This window comes from Pseudomonas sp. LD120, from assembly GCF_009861525.1.
Lineage (GTDB): Bacteria > Pseudomonadota > Gammaproteobacteria > Pseudomonadales > Pseudomonadaceae > Aquipseudomonas.
The window spans coordinates 308,817-324,438 of record NZ_WVHL01000001.1 but is presented as its reverse complement, the minus strand read 5'-3'; the positions used below and the strand labels follow the sequence as shown (position 1 = coordinate 324,438).

The 15,622-nt window shown below is 60.0% G+C and carries 18 protein-coding genes; 11 read left to right on the top strand and 7 right to left on the bottom strand.

Going from position 1 to position 15,622, the window contains the following annotated elements:
* Position 1 precedes the first annotated feature (1 nt).
* The 9 genes from PLD_RS01625 (at position 2) to PLD_RS01585 (ending at position 8,508) form a co-directional block, all read left to right on the top strand.
* Positions 2-826 carry an ABC transporter permease gene (locus tag PLD_RS01625; protein WP_159889184.1) on the top strand — a complete coding sequence of 275 codons (825 nt, stop codon included), beginning with the start codon at positions 2-4 and terminating at the stop codon, positions 824-826.
* A 138-nt stretch (positions 827-964) separates the two neighbouring features.
* Positions 965-2,113, top strand: a complete 1,149-nt coding sequence (locus PLD_RS01620) for an iron-containing alcohol dehydrogenase (protein WP_159889182.1) — start codon at positions 965-967, stop codon at positions 2,111-2,113.
* A gap of 79 nt (positions 2,114-2,192) precedes the next feature.
* Positions 2,193-2,867 carry a ribulose-phosphate 3-epimerase gene (rpe, locus tag PLD_RS01615; protein WP_159889180.1) on the top strand — a complete coding sequence of 225 codons (675 nt, stop codon included), beginning with the start codon at positions 2,193-2,195 and terminating at the stop codon, positions 2,865-2,867.
* Positions 2,864-3,682, top strand: a complete 819-nt coding sequence (locus tag PLD_RS01610) for a phosphoglycolate phosphatase (protein ID WP_159889178.1) — start codon at positions 2,864-2,866, stop codon at positions 3,680-3,682. The genes rpe and PLD_RS01610 overlap by 4 nt, the downstream gene beginning before the upstream one ends.
* Before the next feature lie 71 nt (positions 3,683-3,753).
* Positions 3,754-5,241: an anthranilate synthase component I gene (gene trpE / locus PLD_RS01605; protein ID WP_159889176.1), complete on the top strand. Its 1,488-nt coding sequence runs from the start codon at positions 3,754-3,756 to the stop codon at positions 5,239-5,241.
* A 12-nt stretch (positions 5,242-5,253) separates the two neighbouring features.
* A complete protein-coding gene (locus tag PLD_RS01600; RefSeq protein ID WP_159889174.1) occupies positions 5,254-5,847 on the top strand; it encodes an aminodeoxychorismate/anthranilate synthase component II in 594 nt (197 codons plus the stop codon).
* A gap of 9 nt (positions 5,848-5,856) precedes the next feature.
* Entirely contained in the window at positions 5,857-6,906 is a 1,050-nt protein-coding gene (gene trpD / locus PLD_RS01595) for an anthranilate phosphoribosyltransferase (RefSeq protein WP_159889172.1), read from the top strand.
* Complete coding sequence (gene trpC / locus PLD_RS01590; protein ID WP_159889170.1) at positions 6,903-7,739, top strand: indole-3-glycerol phosphate synthase TrpC; 837 nt, start codon at positions 6,903-6,905, stop codon at positions 7,737-7,739. The genes trpD and trpC overlap by 4 nt, the downstream gene beginning before the upstream one ends.
* 67 nt (positions 7,740-7,806) lie before the next feature.
* The gene (locus PLD_RS01585) at positions 7,807-8,508 is read left to right on the top strand and encodes a lipoate--protein ligase family protein (RefSeq protein WP_159889168.1); all 702 of its coding nucleotides are present in this window, start codon (positions 7,807-7,809) and stop codon (positions 8,506-8,508) included.
* Here PLD_RS01585 and crp read toward each other — a convergent pair.
* Positions 8,505-9,149, bottom strand: coding sequence for a cAMP-activated global transcriptional regulator CRP (crp, locus tag PLD_RS01580; RefSeq protein WP_159889166.1), 645 nt, complete (start codon positions 9,147-9,149; stop codon positions 8,505-8,507). The two genes, PLD_RS01585 and crp, sit on opposite strands and share 4 nt — an antisense overlap.
* Positions 9,150-9,377: 228 nt before the next feature.
* Between crp and PLD_RS01575 the strand changes: the two genes are divergently transcribed.
* Positions 9,378-9,800: an OsmC family protein gene (locus tag PLD_RS01575; RefSeq protein ID WP_034101039.1), complete on the top strand. Its 423-nt coding sequence runs from the start codon at positions 9,378-9,380 to the stop codon at positions 9,798-9,800.
* A 75-nt stretch (positions 9,801-9,875) separates the two neighbouring features.
* Here PLD_RS01575 and coq7 read toward each other — a convergent pair whose 3' ends face one another.
* The 6 genes from coq7 to hemJ form a co-directional block, all read right to left on the bottom strand.
* On the bottom strand, positions 9,876-10,523 hold the full coding sequence (coq7, locus tag PLD_RS01570; protein ID WP_159889164.1) for a 2-polyprenyl-3-methyl-6-methoxy-1,4-benzoquinone monooxygenase: 648 nt from the start codon (positions 10,521-10,523) through the stop codon (positions 9,876-9,878).
* A gap of 126 nt (positions 10,524-10,649) precedes the next feature.
* On the bottom strand, positions 10,650-10,988 hold the full coding sequence (locus PLD_RS01565) for a histidine triad nucleotide-binding protein (RefSeq protein WP_016963742.1): 339 nt from the start codon (positions 10,986-10,988) through the stop codon (positions 10,650-10,652).
* Positions 10,989-11,063: 75 nt separating this feature from the next.
* A complete protein-coding gene (locus PLD_RS01560) occupies positions 11,064-11,852 on the bottom strand; it encodes an SDR family oxidoreductase (protein WP_159889162.1) in 789 nt (262 codons plus the stop codon).
* 62 nt (positions 11,853-11,914) lie between these two features.
* Positions 11,915-12,841, bottom strand: a complete 927-nt coding sequence (locus PLD_RS01555) for a DUF805 domain-containing protein (protein ID WP_159889160.1) — start codon at positions 12,839-12,841, stop codon at positions 11,915-11,917.
* 95 nt (positions 12,842-12,936) lie between these two features.
* Positions 12,937-13,905 (bottom strand): nitronate monooxygenase family protein, encoded by a 969-nt coding sequence (locus PLD_RS01550; protein WP_159889158.1) that lies wholly within the window; start codon positions 13,903-13,905, stop codon positions 12,937-12,939.
* 32 nt (positions 13,906-13,937) lie between these two features.
* Complete coding sequence (gene hemJ, locus PLD_RS01545) at positions 13,938-14,369, bottom strand: protoporphyrinogen oxidase HemJ (RefSeq protein WP_159889156.1); 432 nt, start codon at positions 14,367-14,369, stop codon at positions 13,938-13,940.
* Positions 14,370-14,503: 134 nt separating this feature from the next.
* Here hemJ and argC point away from each other — a divergent pair, with 134 nt between their 5' ends.
* Positions 14,504-15,538 carry an N-acetyl-gamma-glutamyl-phosphate reductase gene (gene argC, locus PLD_RS01540; protein WP_159889154.1) on the top strand — a complete coding sequence of 345 codons (1,035 nt, stop codon included), beginning with the start codon at positions 14,504-14,506 and terminating at the stop codon, positions 15,536-15,538.
* The last annotated feature ends 84 nt before the right edge of the window (positions 15,539-15,622 follow it).

Genomic DNA, 15,622 nt, shown 5'->3' with positions numbered 1-15,622 from the left:
AATGCTGAGCCCCTACATGTCGCCCGTTGAGCGGGTCTGGTTCTACAGCTTGCGGATTCTCTGCGGCTTGGTGCTGTTGTTCCTGGTGCTGCCGGTGTTGGTGGTTATTCCGTTGTCGTTCAACTCGGGGAGTTTTCTGGTGTACCCGTTGCAGGGGTTTTCGCTGCATTGGTATCAGGACTTCTTTGCCTCCGCCGAGTGGATGCGTGCGCTGAGGAACAGCGTCATCGTCGCCCCGGCCGCCACCGTGCTGGCCATGATCTTTGGCACTTTGGCGGCCATTGGTCTGACCCGGGGAGATTTTCCCGGCAAGTCCTTGGTCATGGCCCTGGTGATTTCGCCGATGGTGGTGCCTGTGGTGATCATCGGCGTTGCGAGCTACCTGTTCTTTGCGCCGCTGGGCTTGGGTAACAGCTTCTTCTCGCTGATCGTTGTGCATGCGGTACTGGGCGTGCCGTTTGTGATCATCACCGTGTCGGCGACCCTGCAGGGCTTTAACCAGAATCTGGTACGAGCAGCTGCCAGCCTGGGCGCCTCGCCGCTGACGACTTTTCGTCGGGTGACCTTGCCGCTGATCGCCCCGGGTGTCATCAGTGGAGCGCTGTTCGCCTTCGCCACCTCGTTCGACGAAGTGGTGGTGACTCTGTTCCTTGCCGGACCCGAGCAAGCGACGTTGCCTCGGCAAATGTTCAGCGGCATCCGCGAAAACCTCAGTCCGACCATCGCCGCGGCGGCTACGTTGCTGATTGTCTTCTCGGTGATCCTGCTGCTGACCCTGGAGTGGCTGCGCGGGCGCAGTGAAAAGCTACGCACCGCTCAGGTTTGACGCTGGCCACGGCCGATGCACGCACTCTGTCGGCGTGCGTGCATCGGTAAAGTGTGCTCATTCGTCCGCTGAATAGGCGACAACCGGTAAACCCCAGCTACGCTTGTGCCAGCTCCCACCCTCTAAGAGGCTGCGCACATGAGTATTTCCTCTTTCAAGATCGCCCATAAACTGCTGACCGGCAGCACCGCTATCGAGCAACTGGCTGCCGAGCTGACTCGTCTGGATGTCGACCACCCGCTGATTGTCACGGATGCCGCGCTGCTCAAGTCGGGCACGGTGGAGTTGGCGCTGGCACATCTGGGAGGGCGTACCTACGAGGTCTTCGATCGGGTACAGCCCGACCCGGAAATCGCTATTGTCGAAGATTGCATGCAGGTCTATCGCGAGGGTGGGCATGACGGCCTGATTGGTCTTGGTGGCGGCAGCGCCATCGACATCGCCAAGAGTGTCGGGGCCTATGCCGGTTATCACGGCGCCCTGCAAGACCTGTTCGGTATCGACCAGGTACCGCGCAAGGGGCCACCGCTGATCGCCATTCCCACCACCGCCGGCACTGGCTCGGAAGTCACTAACGTGGCGATTCTCTCGGACAAGTCCGCGCAGATGAAAAAGGGCATCATCAGCGACTTCCTGTTGCCGGACGTGGCGCTGGTCAGTCCGCAGATGACCCTGACCTGTCCTCGCAGTGTGACGGCCGCCAGTGGCGTTGACGCATTGGTGCATGCCATGGAGTCCTATCTGTCGCTCAATGCCTCGGCGATCACCGACTCTCTGGCCCTTGGCGCCATCAAGTTGATTGCCAAGGCGTTGCCCAAGGCCTTTGCCAACCCGGCGAATCTGGACGCCCGGGAAGACATGGCCACCGCCAGCTTGATGGCTGGCATGGCCTTCGGTAATGCCGGGGTCGGGGCCGTGCACGCCCTGGCGTATCCCTTGGGTGGGCGTTTTCATGTGTCCCACGGGGTCAGTAACGCCTTGTTGCTGCCTTATGTCATGACCTGGAACAAGATCGCTTGCGTCGAGCGTATGCAGGATATCGCCGAAGCCATGGGCGTGCAGACTGCGCACTTGAGCGCCAGCGAGGCGGCTGATCGGGCTGTGGATGCCATGACCGCGTTGTGTGCTGCAGTGGAAATTCCCACAGGGTTGCGCAGTTTTGGCATACCCGAGGACGCGATCCCGGCCATGGCGGTCGAGGCTGCGGGTATCGAACGCTTGATGCGCAACAATCCGCGCCGCCTGAGCCCGGCTGATATCGAGAAGATCTACCGGTCGGCCTACTGATGATTGCGGTTACGGTGTGCGCCCCAAAGCATGAGGTATACAATGCGCGCCATCGTGATTCTGCTCAAACAGGTGCGTCATGCAGCCCTTCGCTATTGCTCCGTCGATTCTCTCCGCCGACTTCGCCCGTCTGGGCGAGGAAGTGGACAATGTTCTGGCCGCTGGTGCCGACATCGTTCACTTCGATGTCATGGATAACCACTATGTGCCGAACCTGACCATCGGCCCGATGGTCTGTTCCGCGCTGCGCAAGTATGGCATCACCGCGCCGATCGATGCCCACCTGATGGTGACTCCGGTGGACCGCATCATCGGTGACTTCATCGAGGCGGGCGCGACCTACATCACCTTTCACCCGGAAGCCACGTTGCACGTGGACCGCTCCCTGCAGATGATCCGCGAAGGCGGTTGCAAGGCAGGCCTGGTGTTCAACCCGGCGACTCCGCTGGACGTGCTCAAGTACGTGATGGACAAGGTCGACATGGTCTTGCTGATGAGTGTCAACCCAGGCTTCGGTGGGCAGAAGTTCATTCCCGGCACCCTCGACAAACTGCGTGAAGCGCGTGCCCTGATCGATGCTAGCGGCCGCGATATCCGTCTGGAGATCGACGGTGGTGTCAACGTCAATAACATCCGTGAAATCGCCGCTGCCGGTGCGGACACCTTCGTCGCCGGCTCCGCCATCTTCAATGCGCCGAATTATCAGGAAGTCATCGAGAAGATGCGTGCCGAACTGGCGTTGGCGCGGCCATGAGCGCGTTTGAGCAGTTGTTCCCCGGGCGTTTGCCGCGGCTGGTGATGTTCGACCTGGATGGCACTCTGGTCGACTCGGTGCCGGACCTCGCCGTTGCGGTGGATCAAATGCTGCTCAAGCTGGGGCGCAAGCCGGCGGGTATCGAGGCGGTGCGTGAGTGGGTCGGCAATGGTGCGCCGATGCTGGTGCGCCGGGCCCTGGCCAATAGCCTGGAGGCCGAGGGCGTCGATGATGTCGAGGCCGAGCACGCTCTGGAACTGTTTAATGTTGCTTATGAGGACGGTCATGAACTGACCGTGGCCTATCCTGGTGTGCGTGAGACCCTCAAATGGTTGCACAAGCAGGGCGTGGAGATGGCCCTGATCACCAACAAACCCGAGCGTTTCGTTGCACCGTTGCTGGATCAGGTGAAGATTGGTCGCTATTTCCGCTGGATCATCGGCGGCGACACCCTGCCGCAGAAGAAGCCTGATCCGGCGGCGCTGTTCTTCGTGATGAAGATGGCCAGCGTGCCAGCGTCGCAGTCGCTGTTTGTCGGTGATTCGCGCAGCGATGTGCTGGCGGCCAAGGCTGCCGGGGTAAAGTGCGTTGCGTTGAGCTACGGTTATAACCACGGTCGGCCGATTGCCGAAGAATCACCGGCGCTGGTGATCGACAATCTGCGGTCGCTGCTCCCTGGTTGCTTAGAACCTGCCGCTGAGATAACGTTGCCCGACGCTGTTCCATCCCCTTCTGGAAATTCCATCGTGGTGGTCACTCGCAAACTCTGGATGAAAGTCATCAAGGCCCTGGCCCGTTGGCGTTGGCGCGCCTGATTTTTATCTGGCCGGCCTTGCCGGCGCGTTTGCATACCTGACTGATAGACCCTCAAGCCACGAGGCACCCCATGATTCGCGAAGAATTCCTGCGTTTGGCCGCAGCCGGTTACAACCGTATCCCGCTGGCCTTTGAAACTCTTGCCGACTTCGACACCCCTTTGTCGATCTACCTGAAACTGGCCGATCAGCCCAACTCCTACTTGCTGGAGTCGGTGCAGGGGGGCGAGAAGTGGGGGCGTTATTCGATCATCGGCCTGCCGTGCCGTACCGTTCTGCGCGTGCACGGGCACCAGGTCAGCGTGACCCATGACGGGGTGGAGATCGAACGCCACGAAGTACCTGACCCGCTGGCCTTCGTGGAGGCGTTCAAAGCCCGCTACAACGTGCCGACCATCGCTGGCCTGCCACGCTTCAATGGTGGCCTGGTGGGGTATTTCGGTTATGACTGCGTGCGTTATGTCGAGCCGCGTATGGGGCAGTGCCCGAACCCGGATCCGATCGGCGTGCCGGATATCCTGCTGATGGTCTCCGATGCGGTGGTGGTGTTCGACAACCTGGCGGGCAAGATGCACGCCATCGTGCTGGCCGATCCAAGCCAGGAAAATGCCTTCGACGCTGGGCAGGCGCGCTTGCAGGAGTTGCTTGCGCAATTGCGCCAGCCAATCACCCCGCGCCCTGGGCTGGACTTTAGCCAGCAGCAGGCGGCCGACCCGGTATTCCGCTCCAGCTTCACCCAGGGTGATTACGAGCGAGCTGTGGACACCATCAAGGAATACATCCTGGCCGGGGATTGCATGCAGGTGGTGCCGTCTCAGCGCATGTCGATTGACTTCAAGGCTGCGCCCATCGATCTGTACCGGGCGCTGCGCTGCTTCAACCCGACGCCCTACATGTACTTCTTCAACTTCGGCGACTTTCATGTAGTGGGCAGTTCGCCGGAAGTGCTGGTGCGGGTCGAGGACAACCTGATTACCGTGCGGCCGATTGCCGGCACCCGTCCGCGGGGCGCCACCGAGGAGGCCGACCTGGCCCTGGAGCAAGACCTGCTGTCGGACGACAAGGAAATCGCCGAGCACCTGATGCTGATCGACCTGGGGCGTAACGACACCGGACGCGTCTCCGAGATCGGTTCGGTGAAGCTCACTGAAAAAATGGTCATCGAGCGTTATTCCAACGTGATGCACATCGTTTCCAACGTCACCGGCCAACTGAAAGCCGGGCTGACGGCGATGGATGCGCTACGGGCGATCCTGCCGGCGGGTACTTTGTCCGGGGCACCGAAGATTCGTGCCATGGAAATCATCGACGAGCTGGAGCCGGTCAAGCGTGGGGTCTACGGCGGCGCCGTGGGGTACTTCGCCTGGAACGGCAACATGGACACCGCCATCGCCATTCGCACCGCGGTGATCAAGAACGGCGAGCTGCATGTGCAGGCCGGTGGCGGTATCGTCGCCGACTCGGTGCCGACCCTGGAGTGGGAAGAGACGCTGAACAAGCGTCGTGCAATGTTCCGTGCCGTGGCACTGGCTGAACAGTCCCCTGCATCCAAGGTTTGAGGAGTTTTCACTATGTTGCTGATGATCGATAACTACGACTCCTTCACCTATAACGTCGTGCAGTACTTGGGCGAGTTGGGTGCAGAAGTGAAAGTGGTGCGCAATGACGAACTGACCGTGGCCGAGATCGAAGCGCTCAAGCCCGAGCGTATCGTGGTCTCGCCCGGTCCTTGCACCCCGACCGAAGCCGGGATTTCCATCGAGGCGATCAAGCACTTCGCCGGCAAGCTGCCGATTCTCGGTGTGTGCCTGGGGCATCAGTCCATTGGCCAGGCCTTTGGCGGTCAGGTGGTGCGGGCCCGGCAAGTGATGCACGGCAAAACCAGTCCGGTGTTTCACCGTGACCTGGGTGTGTTTAGCGGCCTGAACATGCCGCTGACCGTAACCCGCTACCACTCCCTGGTGGTCAAGCACGACAACTTGCCCGAGTGCCTTGAAGTCACCGCCTGGACTCAGTGCGACGACGGCGCCGTCGACGAGATCATGGGGCTGCGCCACAAGACGCTGAATATCGAGGGGGTGCAATTTCACCCCGAGTCTATTCTCACCGAGCAGGGCCACGAGCTGTTCGCCAACTTCCTCAAACAGAGCGGCGGCACACGCTAAGGACTTTTTATGGATATCAAGACTGCCCTGAGCCGTATTGTCGGCCATCTGGACCTGAGTACCGACGAGATGCGCGATGTGATGCGCGAGATCATGACCGGCCAATGCACGGATGCGCAGATAGGCGCCTTCATGATGGCCATGCGCATGAAAAGTGAAAGCATCGACGAAATCGTCGGCGCCGTGTCGGTGATGCGCGAGCTGGCAGATAGAGTCGAGTTGAAAACCCTCGACGGCGTGGTGGATGTCGTGGGCACTGGCGGTGACGGTGCGAATATTTTCAACGTGTCCACCGCCTCTTCCTTTGTGGTCGCGGCTGCCGGCTGTACGGTCGCCAAGCATGGCAATCGCGCGGTGTCTGGTAAGAGCGGCAGCGCCGATTTGCTGGAATCGGCGGGCATTTATCTGAACCTGACACCGGTCCAGGTGGCGCGTTGCATTGATAACGTCGGCATCGGTTTCATGTTTGCCCAGTCTCATCATGGCGCCATGAAGTACGCCGCCGGCCCGCGTCGCGACCTCGGCCTGCGGACCCTGTTCAACATGCTCGGCCCGCTTACGAATCCGGCCGGTGTGAAGCACCAGGTGGTGGGCGTGTTCACTCAGGCGTTGTGCCGGCCGTTGGCCGAGGTTCTGCAGCGCTTGGGCAGCAAACACGTGTTGGTGGTGCATTCTCAGGACGGCCTAGATGAGTTCAGCCTGGCGGCGCCGACTTATGTGGCTGAACTGAAGAATGATCAGATCACTGAGTATTGGGTACAGCCCGAGGACTTGGGGATTAAGAGCCAGAGTCTGTTCGGACTGGTGGTGGAGAGCCCGGCGGCGTCGCTTGAGCTGATCCGTGACGCTTTGGGGCGTCGCAAGACCGAGAATGGCCAGAAGGCCGCCGAAATGATTGTGCTCAATGCCGGGGCGGCGCTGTATGCCGCCGACCACGCCAGCAGTCTGAAAGAAGGCGTGGCGCTGGCTCATGACGCGTTGCACACAGGGCTGGCTCGGGAGAAGCTCGAAGAGCTGGGAGCCTTTACCGCGGTGTTCAAGCAGGAGAATGAAGGATGAGTGTGCCGACCGTTCTGGAAAAAATCCTCGCCCGCAAGGCCGAGGAAGTTGCCGAGCGCTGCGCGCGTGTCAGTCTGGCCGAGCTGGAAAGCCTCGCGCGGGCGGCCGATGCCCCACGGGGGTTCGCCAGGGCGTTGCAGGAGCAAGTCAAGCTCAAGCAGCCAGCAGTCATCGCCGAGATCAAAAAGGCCTCGCCGAGCAAAGGCGTGATCCGCGAGAACTTTGTGCCCGCCGACATCGCCAAGAGCTACGAAAAAGGCGGAGCTACCTGCCTGTCGGTGCTCACTGATGTCGATTACTTTCAAGGTGCCGATGCTTACCTGCAGCAGGCACGGGCGGCCTGCAAGCTGCCAGTGATCCGCAAGGACTTCATGATCGACCCGTATCAGATCGTCGAAGCCCGAGCCCTGGGTGCTGACTGCGTGCTGTTGATCGTTGCTGCGCTCGATGACGTGCGGATGGCGGAATTGGCCGCGGTGGCCAAAGGTGTTGGGCTGGATGTGCTGGTGGAGGTTCACGACGGTGATGAACTGGAGCGGGCGCTGAAGACACTTGATACGCCGCTGGTAGGGGTCAACAACCGCAACCTGCATACCTTTGAAGTCGACTTGGAGACCACCCTCGATCTGCTGCCGCGTATTCCCCGCGACCGTCTGGTGATCACCGAGAGCGGCATTCTCAATCGCGCCGATGTCGAGCTGATGGAAATCAGCAACGTCTACTCGTTCCTGGTGGGCGAGGCATTCATGCGCGCTGAAAGTCCAGGCAATGAGCTGCAACGCCTGTTCTTCCCTGAGCGTGGCCTGCCAGTCAGCGGTTCGACCCTGGACTGAGACACTCGCAGTGAACGAGCCGGCAATGCCGGCTTTTTCATCTCCAATGCCAAGGATTTCCACTGCCATGACCCAACCCCTTGCCTTGACTGTCGAAGCAGGCTTGCAGGCCGAGCAGGATCTGCTGGCGCAGGTGTGTACCGGCGAACACGAGTTTGGCCTGCTGTTCTGGCAGCCCAGTGACCGGGCGTTGGTGATGCCTCGACGCCTGAGTCGTCTGCCGGATTTCGAACAGGCTTGCGTGGCGTCGGCGGCCGGCGGTTGGCCGGTGTTGTTGCGAGAAACCGGTGGTGAGCCGGTGCCGCAGTCGGCTGCTACGGTGAATATCGCGCTGGTCTATGCACCGCCGCGCAGTGAGGGTGATCAGGGCCGGATCGAGACGGCTTATCGGCGTCTATGCCAACCGATTTGTGATCTGCTTAGCGAATTGGGGGGCAATCCGTCGTTGGGGGAGGTGGGCGGGGCGTTCTGTGACGGGCGTTTCAACGTCAATCTGGACGGCCGGAAAATGGTGGGCACGGCCCAGCGCTGGCGACAGAGCAAGGGCGGGCAGCGGCCGGTCGGACTGGTGCATGGTGCTCTGTTGCTGGATAACGAGCGCGAGTCCATGGTGGGCGCGGTCAATACCTTCAATCAGGTTTGCGGCCTGGAGCAGCGATGCCGTGCAGAAAGCCATATTGCCTTGCATGAAGCCTTTGCGGCGCCTGATGCCATGACACGCCTGGACCAGTTGTACCGGAAAATGCTCACGGCGTTTTTGCCGGGCTAGCGGGTGCCGAACACCACCATGGTCTTGCCTTTGACGTGAACCAGGTTGCGCTCCTCAAGGTCCTTGAGGACCCGGCCAACCATTTCCCGAGAACAGCCGACAATCCGGCCTATCTCCTGGCGAGTGATCTTGATCTGCATGCCGTCCGGATGAGTCATGGCGTCCGGCTGCTTGCACAATTCCAGCAGGCAGCGGGCAACCCGTCCTGTTACGTCAAAAAAGGCCAGGTCGCCGACCTTGCGTGTGGTATTGCGCAGGCGTTGGGCAATCTGCCCGCTGAGTACATACAGAATGTCAGGGTCGTGCTGCGACAGCTCGCGGAACTTGGCGTAGCTGATTTCGGCGACCTCGCATTCGACCTTGGTCCGCACCCAAGCACTGCGCTGCTGTTCGTGTCCCGCTTCCTCGAACAGTCCCAGTTCGCCGAAAAAGTCCCCGGCGTTGAGGTAAGCAATGATCATCTCCCGGCCGTCGTCATCCTCGATAAGGATGGTGACCGAGCCCTTGATAATGAAATACAGGCTGTCGGACGCATCACCGGCACAGATGATGTTGCTCTTGGCCTGGTAGCGACGGCGTTGACAGTGCATCAGCAACTTGTCGAGGTTTTTGATCTTGGGGGTGGGGGCAATAGCAACCATCGTTGTATCCCGAAGAGCCTGCACGGTATGAATGGGTTTTATAGGGTGAAACAAACCGATGTTCGACGCTGGCAATGCGCCATTCATTTGGCGTCAGCTTAACAGACACATCCTTGTCGGATTTAGGATTTTTCTGGTCAGCTCTTGTTTAGGGATGAAGGGGCAAAGCGCTGTGTGTAAAACCCTGTGCTAAGCTGGCGACCCTTTTTTAGCAGTGGAGTCTTGGCGATGAAGGCACGCATCCAATGGGCTGGCGAAGCCATGTTCCTCGGTGAGTCGGGCAGCGGCCATGTAGTAGTGATGGATGGTCCGCCAGAAGCCGGTGGCCGTAACCTGGGTGTTCGCCCCATGGAAATGCTCCTGCTTGGCGTAGGCGGCTGCAGCAACTTCGACGTGGTCAGCATCCTCAAGAAATCACGCCAAGCCGTTGAAAGCTGCGAAGCCTTCCTCGACGCCGAACGCGCCAGCGAAGACCCGAAGGTCTTCACCAAGATTCACATGCACTTCGTGGTCAAGGGGCGTGGTCTGAAAGAGGCTCAGGTCAAGCGAGCCATCGAGCTGTCCGCAGAGAAATACTGCTCGGCTTCGATCATGCTCGGCGCCGCTGGCGTGGCCATTACTCACGACTATGAAATCGTCGAGCTGGGTTGAACCGCGCTGAGTGTATCGGCAAATGAAAGGGCGCTCTGAGAGCGCCCTTTTTGTAGCCCATCGCCTGACGGGCATTCAGATCCGGTAAGTGCTCTTGGTCATGACCTTGGCCAGCAGGCTCATGCCGAACTTCACCGGTGCCGGAAAGCGGAAACCACCCGCTTCAAGGGCGGTTTCAGCGTGGTGTTCTTCGTCGACGCGCATCTGCTCGAGAATCGCCCGGGACTTTTCATCTTCAGCCGGTAACTGGCCGAGGTGCTCGTTCAGATGCTTGCACACTTGATCTTCGGTGGCAGCGACAAAGCCCAGGCTGACTTTGTCACTGATCAGGCCTGCGGCGGCACCAATGCCGAATGACAAACCATAGAACAACGGGTTGAGGACGCTGGGGTGGCTGCCCAACTGGCGGATGCGCTGTTCGCACCAGGCCAAATGGTCGATCTCTTCTTCGGCGGCATGTTCCATGGCCTGACGCACCTGAGGCAGCTTGGCGGTCAGGGCCTGCCCCTGGTAGAGCGCCTGGGCACAGACTTCCCCGGTGTGGTTGATGCGCATCAGTCCCGCGACGTGGCGGGTATCCTCGTCACTCATCTGCGCGTCCGGCTGCACGATGGCCGGCGACGGGCGATAGGGTTGGCCGCTGAAAGGCAGCAGCGTACGCATGGCCATATCGGCCTGTAGTAGCAGGCGGTCAATCGGCGAGTAGTGACGTTGAGTAGTCATGCTTATCTCCGGGAAGAATCACGGCGGCCAGTTTACTCCAATCGATGGGGTGAAACCTGCGCTGGATCAGCGCGCCCTCGTCTGCAACAGGACGAGAGGGCGCGGCAAAGGGGCCTGCTAGAGCCGTCAGCCCGGAGGCCAGTTCATCTGACGCTGACCCAGCACGTGCATATGAATGTGATAGACGGTCTGTCCGCCCAGCTCATTGCAGTTCATCACAACCCGGAAGCCGTCTTCACAGCCTTGTTCCTTGGCCAGGCGCTGGGCAGTGAACAGAATGTGTCCGGCCAGGGCTTTGTCGTCCTCGGTCAGGTCGTTGAGGGTGCGAATGGGTTTTTTCGGGATCACCAGAAAATGCACCGGCGCTTGCGGGGCAATATCGTGGAAGGCCAGCACCTGGTCGTCCTCGTAGATGATTTTTGCGGGTATTTCTCTGTTGATGATCTTGGTGAACAGAGTATCCACAGCTGTTTCTCCATAGGGTTGGTCCGGGCTGAGTGTACTCAGGCTCACGATGTGCGCCCAGCCCCGAGAGGATGCTTAACGTGGGCAATACGCTCGATTGAGGTAACCGGCGATCTTGCGGGTCAGCCAACGAGCACCCAGGCGGCTGCTGAAGGCCATCCAGCGGTTCAGACGGCCGGGGATGATGATGGCGCGGTTCTTTTCCAGCGCACGGACGGTGTACAGAGCGACTTCTTCGGGGCTCATGGGCAAGTTGCTGGCATTAAGCTTCTCGGCGTTCATCTGTGCCGTGTGAAAGAAGGCGGTTCGGGTTGGTCCAGGACAGAGTACCGAGACCTTGATGGCGCACTTTTTCAGCTCTTCACGCAGCCCCTCGGAAAAGTGCAGGACGTAGGCTTTGCTGGCGTAGTAAGTGCTCATCCAGGGACCGGGATAAAATGCGGCTACCGAAGCGACGTTGAGGATTTGCCCGCCGCCCAGCAACGCCATGCTGTTGCCCAGGGCATGGCACAGGCGGGTAAGAGCGAGGACGTTGACCTCGATCAGATCTTGCTCGGTCATCCAGTCCTGGGCGAGAAAGGGACCGCACGTACCGATGCCTGCGCAATTGACCAGTAGATCGATTTGCCGGTCGCCTTCCTCCAGTTCCAGGAGGAAGCCGGACAGTCGCAAGGGTTCCCCCAGGTCGCAGGCCCGGAACAATACCTCAACCCCGAAACGCTGAGTCAGCTCCAGAGCAATGCTTTCAAGCTGATCACGTTGGCGGGCCACCAGCAGCAGGTTGCGGCCGCGCCTGGCCAGTGCTTCGGCAAGGGCTAGACCTATGCCGCTGGAAGCACCGGTGATCAGAGCGTAACGGGTCATGCATTTCTCCATCGCAACGGCCTGTGGCCTGCGACAGGGAGAGTCGCAGGCGGCGGTGCGTTTTATTCTTGCTCGGATTCTACAGCGGGCGCTGCGGCTTCGGCGGCGTCAGCGGGTTCAGCGTCTTCGTCGCTGTAGCTGGAGTCATAGCTTTCGCTGTAGCTGGTTTCGCTGTAGCGGTCCTCCAGGGAACTCAGGCCGCCAGCCACCATGGCGACGATGAGCAGGGCGATCAGCACCACCCACATCCAGGACAGGACCTTGACCGCCTTGGTGTTAGGCGGTGGAGGTGCGCCGTATCGGTTGGCGACGTTAGTGCCGGGGCTGACCATGAGAACCAGCGGAAAGATGCTGCCGACGAGAGGGACAAAGTTCAGCAACCACAACCAGCCGGACCAGCCCAGGTCATGCAGGCGCTGCACGCTGATCTGAATGCTGACCACAATGAAGCCGATGAAGACGACAACGCCGGCGATGATGCCCATGATTGTCAGGAGGGAGGAGTTGAGCACCGCAGCTGTAAGAATGCCGAAGAAGGTGCCTATGGCCACCACGGCCAGCATGACCACGGTCAAGACCAGGGTCCAGGCCAGATAGCGCAGGCGTCCGATACGGCCGTCGAAGCTGAAGACGTTCAAGGTGGAGTACTGTGGAATGGCCTCGCCGACTGTGGCTTGGGGAGGCGCATAGGGAGATTCGCTGGTGCTCGCCGGGCGTGGCGCAGGAGTCACTTTGTCCAGGCTCAGCTCCAGCGTGTGCTCAGGCTCGACTCGTGCATCGATTCCCGCATTTGTCAGTGCTTGCAGATACCGTTGGGCATCCGCTTGGCTCAGGTCACGCTTGAGTTCCACGGGTTGCCCACTGAACAAGCGCTCAACCGCAGCGGTGTCACTTTTAAACAGCTCGGCGAGGTTCAGCTGTGCGGTGGACTTCTCCACACCGGGTAGTAAGGTGCCGTCGAAAACAATCTTGTAGCGAGTTTCACTCATGGGGGCTTCCCTGTCATGTGCAATGAAGGCTTACATAAAAGGCGCACAGTTTAAGGCCAGCGCCCCCTGACTGGCCAAGAAACTATGAGAACGGATTATCGTGGCCAGTGCTTGGGGAGCTGGGCCGCACATTCCTGGGCCGCGCGATACTCCCTGTCCAGGCGCGCGATCAGTTGATCGGTGCTAGGCAGGTCATGGATTTCCCCCACGCCTTGGCCGGCGGACCAGACGGTCTTCCAGGCCTTGGCCTCGTCACTGATGGGCTTGAGCTTGGCGCCAAAGTTGATTTCACCCTTGCCTTGCAGCGCGTCCATGTCGAAGCCGGCGTTTTCCAGGCTTTGACGCATGAAGCTGGCGGGCACCCCGGATACCGCAGCGGTGTGCACGATGTCTGCTGCCTGAGAGCTGAGCAGCATTTGCTTGTAGGCGTCTGGGGCATGGCTTTCGGTGGTGCCGATGAAGCGCGTGCCCAGATACGCCAGGTCTACACCCAGCAACTGTGCTGCGAGTATCTCGTGACCGTGGTTCAGGCAGCCGGCCAGCAGTAGGGTCTTGTCGAAGAACTGGCGAATCTCGGCGATCAGGGCGAAGGGGCTCCAGGTTCCGGCGTGGCCGCCTGCTCCCGCCGCAACGGCAATCAGTCCGTCGACACCCGCTTGCGCTGCCTTTTCTGCATGTCGGCGGGTGGTCACGTCGTGAAATACCAACCCGCCGTAGCTGTGCACGGCATCCACGACTTCTTTGACCGCTCCCAGACTGGTGATGATGACCGGGACCTTATGTTCGATGCAGATCTGCAAGTCCGCCTGCAGCCGCGGGTTGCTGTTGTGCACGATCAGGTTCACTGCATAGGGGGCGGGGTTCTCCAGCGTCGCCAGTCCTGTCTCAATCTCCTCGAGCCAGGCCTTAAAACCACTGCTCTCGCGCTGGTTGAGTGCGGGAAAGCTGCCGACCACGCCATTACGGCAGCAAGCGAGGACCAGGTCGGGGTTGGAGATCAGGAACATCGGCGCTGCCACCACGGGCAGGCGCAAGCGTTGTTCGAGCATTGCGGGCAGTGACATTGGAGTACCCCCAGGGACGCGATTAATAACAGTTAGAACGGCCGTACAACGACCAAAATTACGATAGCCAGCAAAATTAGAACCGGCACTTCGTTGAACCAGCGATAAAACACATGACTACGGGTGTTTTCGCCACGGGCGAAACGCTTCAATTGGGCACCACACATATGGTGGTAGCCGATCAGAATCACCACCAGGGTGAGTTTGGCGTGCATCCAGCCGCCCTGGCCGAAATAGGCGCTGGGGTTGAGACTGATCAACCAGATACCGAAGATCAGCGTGGCGATCATCGACGGTCCCATGATGCCGCGGTAGAGCTTGCGCTCCATCACACTGAAGCGTTCACGGCTGACGCTGTCTTCGCTTTGCGCGTGATAGACGAACAGTCTTGGCAGATAGAACAGGCCGGCAAACCAGCAGACCACGCTGACGATGTGAAAGGCTTTGAGCCATAGATAGAGCATTTTAGTTATTCCCAGGTTCACGGTGGCGACGATAGTAGAGGGTAGAGCGTCCGCACGTCACCTTGACGGTTGTCGCAGGGGCGCACCGCCCCTATCATCGGCAGCTTTCCAGTGGGTTCGTTGAGGGCAGGTTTATGGTCAAGGTCGGTATCGTCGGCGGCACGGGTTACACCGGTGTCGAACTGCTGCGTCTGTTGGCACAGCATCCGCAAGCGCGTGTAGACGTCATTACCTCTCGATCCGAGGCTGGCCTTGCCGTAGCCGATATGTACCCGAACCTGCGTGGTCACTATGACGGTTTGGCTTTCAGCGTTCCCGACATCAAGACCCTTGGCGCCTGTGATGTGGTGTTCTTCGCCACGCCCCACGGCGTTGCCCATGCGCTGGCTGGTGAGTTGCTGGCGGCGGGCACCAAGGTCATTGACCTGTCGGCGGACTTCCGTCTACAGGATGCCGATGAATGGGCCAAGTGGTACGGCCAACCCCATGGGGCTCCCGAGCTGTTGGACGAGGCGGTTTATGGTCTGCCGGAAGTGAATCGCGAGTTGATCAAGACGTCCCGTTTGATCGCTGTTCCTGGCTGTTATCCAACCGCTACCCAATTGGGCTTTCTGCCGCTGTTGGAAGCAGGTGTGGCTGATGCCTCGCGGCTGATCGCCGACTGCAAGTCCGGTGTCAGCGGTGCGGGTCGTGGCGCGAGCGTAGGTTCCCTGTACGCGGAAACCTCCGAGAGCATGAAGGCCTATGCGGTCAAAGGTCACCGTCACTTGCCGGAGATCCGCCAGGGATTGCGCCGGGCGGCGGGCAAGGATGTGGGGTTGACCTTTGTGCCGCACCTGACACCAATGATTCGCGGTATTCACTCGACGCTCTATGCGACGGTTGTGGACAAGTCGGTTGATCTGCAAGCGCTGTTCGAGAAACGCTATGCCAATGAGCCTTTCGTTGATGTGATGCCCGCCGGCAGCCATCCAGAGACGCGCAGTGTGCGTGGCGCCAACGTCTGTCGGATCGCGGTGCATCGGCCACAGGATGATGATTTGGTGGTGGTGCTGTCGGTGATCGACAACCTGGTCAAAGGCGCTTCCGGGCAAGCGGTGCAGAACCTCAACATTCTGTTTGGTCTGGATGAGCGTCTGGGCTTGTCTCACGCCGGCATGCTGCCGTAAGACGATTTCGAGTGAATAGAAAGGCCCGGTTGACGGGCCTTTCTGCGTTATACGGGCTGCTCTTCGACTATTGATATACCGTAA

Coding starts and splice junctions, on each gene's coding strand:
- PLD_RS01610 (WP_159889178.1), top strand. CDS start 2,864: ATGAGCGCGTTTGAGCAGTTGTTCCCCGGGCGTTTGCCGCGGCTGGTG.
- argC (WP_159889154.1), top strand. CDS start 14,504: ATGGTCAAGGTCGGTATCGTCGGCGGCACGGGTTACACCGGTGTCGAA.
- hemJ (WP_159889156.1), bottom strand. CDS start 14,369: ATGCTCTATCTATGGCTCAAAGCCTTTCACATCGTCAGCGTGGTCTGC.
- PLD_RS01625 (WP_159889184.1), top strand. CDS start 2: ATGCTGAGCCCCTACATGTCGCCCGTTGAGCGGGTCTGGTTCTACAGC.
- PLD_RS01620 (WP_159889182.1), top strand. CDS start 965: ATGAGTATTTCCTCTTTCAAGATCGCCCATAAACTGCTGACCGGCAGC.
- PLD_RS01555 (WP_159889160.1), bottom strand. CDS start 12,841: ATGAGTGAAACTCGCTACAAGATTGTTTTCGACGGCACCTTACTACCC.
- PLD_RS01600 (WP_159889174.1), top strand. CDS start 5,254: ATGTTGCTGATGATCGATAACTACGACTCCTTCACCTATAACGTCGTG.
- crp (WP_159889166.1), bottom strand. CDS start 9,149: ATGGTTGCTATTGCCCCCACCCCCAAGATCAAAAACCTCGACAAGTTG.
- trpE (WP_159889176.1), top strand. CDS start 3,754: ATGATTCGCGAAGAATTCCTGCGTTTGGCCGCAGCCGGTTACAACCGT.
- PLD_RS01550 (WP_159889158.1), bottom strand. CDS start 13,905: ATGTCACTGCCCGCAATGCTCGAACAACGCTTGCGCCTGCCCGTGGTG.
- PLD_RS01575 (WP_034101039.1), top strand. CDS start 9,378: ATGAAGGCACGCATCCAATGGGCTGGCGAAGCCATGTTCCTCGGTGAG.
- trpC (WP_159889170.1), top strand. CDS start 6,903: ATGAGTGTGCCGACCGTTCTGGAAAAAATCCTCGCCCGCAAGGCCGAG.
- coq7 (WP_159889164.1), bottom strand. CDS start 10,523: ATGACTACTCAACGTCACTACTCGCCGATTGACCGCCTGCTACTACAG.
- PLD_RS01560 (WP_159889162.1), bottom strand. CDS start 11,852: ATGACCCGTTACGCTCTGATCACCGGTGCTTCCAGCGGCATAGGTCTA.
- rpe (WP_159889180.1), top strand. CDS start 2,193: ATGCAGCCCTTCGCTATTGCTCCGTCGATTCTCTCCGCCGACTTCGCC.
- trpD (WP_159889172.1), top strand. CDS start 5,857: ATGGATATCAAGACTGCCCTGAGCCGTATTGTCGGCCATCTGGACCTG.
- PLD_RS01585 (WP_159889168.1), top strand. CDS start 7,807: ATGACCCAACCCCTTGCCTTGACTGTCGAAGCAGGCTTGCAGGCCGAG.